The organism is Gilliamella sp. CG22, from assembly GCF_046635725.1.
Lineage (GTDB): Bacteria > Pseudomonadota > Gammaproteobacteria > Enterobacterales > Orbaceae > Gilliamella > Gilliamella apicola_I.
Map to the genome: position 1 here is coordinate 1 of NZ_JBIDFK010000031.1, position 1,405 is coordinate 1,405.

General features: G+C 43.6%; 2 protein-coding genes. Both read left to right on the forward strand.

Annotated features, from left to right (window positions below):
• Positions 1–318 precede the first annotated feature (318 nt).
• The gene (locus tag ACGH46_RS11010) at positions 319–864 is read left to right on the forward strand and encodes a hypothetical protein (RefSeq protein ID WP_411590995.1); all 546 of its coding nucleotides are present in this window, start codon (positions 319–321) and stop codon (positions 862–864) included.
• Positions 864–1,405, forward strand: a 542-nt coding sequence (locus tag ACGH46_RS11015) for an SdrD B-like domain-containing protein (protein WP_411605653.1), incomplete at its 3' end; no start/stop codon positions are given. The genes ACGH46_RS11010 and ACGH46_RS11015, both read left to right, overlap by 1 nt.

Consider the following 1,405-nt stretch of genomic DNA (forward strand, 5'->3'; position numbering starts at 1 on the left):
AGTTATAAACCGACGGAAGCCCAATTTATAGAGGGGTCTTACTCGATAGGCCGTGTGAGCAACCGTCACCGCAATCATACCAGTTTAACCGGAAATGATGAAACTCGTCGTGATGTTTGGGCGGTGGGATACGGTTATAAAAATGATGTTTTCCAAATCCGTAATCGTGTGGAATACCGAATCGATAACGGCAATGAACGCATAAGACAATGGGTGACTACTAACCGGGCGAAGACGGTGGTCAATGAAGACTTAAGCTGGCTGGTACAGTTTGACTTTGCCAAGACGTTAGGGGAGCACAGAAACAACAGTGAAGTGGTGAGTAACTACACGGAATCGATGGTTGGTTTTGCTTACCGACCGAGAGCGATAAACAACCTGAACTTATTTGGTAAATTGACGTATGTGTATGGATTAGACCCGGATGACCAGTTGATAGTGAACTCAACGTCATCAAGCGGTAAACGTTATACGTCGAGCTTGTATGACCAAAAGAGCTGGGTATGGTCATTAGAAGGTGTTTACGAATGGAATGCGAACTGGGAAACGGCGTTTAAAGCGGCGCACAGACAGGGTCATTTACGTTATAAAGGTGAAAGTGACTGGTACTCATCGGGTGCAAGTTTGTATGCGGTGCGTGTTAATTACAAGACAGGCGACTGGGAATATCAGGTTGAAGGTCGAACGCTACGAACAAGTCTGGCAGATGACCACAAAGACGGATTGGTGACCAGTGTTTATCGTTATATTGGCGACAACATCAAGATGGGCGTGGGTTACAACTTCACGGATTATAACGACAACTTAACACACCTGAACTACCGTTCACGAGGTTGGTTTGTCAATGTAGTGGGGAGTTTCTAATGAACAGTTGGCAAAAAGTTACCGGTGTAGAAAAGCACTTACCGAAGATGCAGTTCAATGCCCCAAGGGTTGAAAAACGTAAAGAAGAGAAGAATTTACGCATATCAGGAGAGAAGATAATGCGAACTGAGCATAATGCAACAGTGCAAAAGACGATGCTAAGAAGCATAAAGCGCTTATTAGCTTCTGCGTTGATATCGGTGTCGACGATATCAACAGCATATGCCTTTGATATAGGTGGAAAAGTCTATTTAGATTATGATAATACGGCCAGTAAAACAGAAATGCCGTTAACGGGTTTAAAAGTTGAATTATATGACAGTAATCAAAAGTTACTATCGGACACGACCACAAATCAGGACGGTAGCTATAAATTAGATGCGCCGTTACTGGGGACATATAAGGTTGTGGCAAAGACGACGGAAGGTGAAACCATTGATCGTTCAGTGCAACTTATCGTTGATACCGGTGCGTCTGCTCAGAACTTATTTATCAAAGGGCAAGGCGGTGATATCAACTTAGAGATAAAAGACGACAAAGG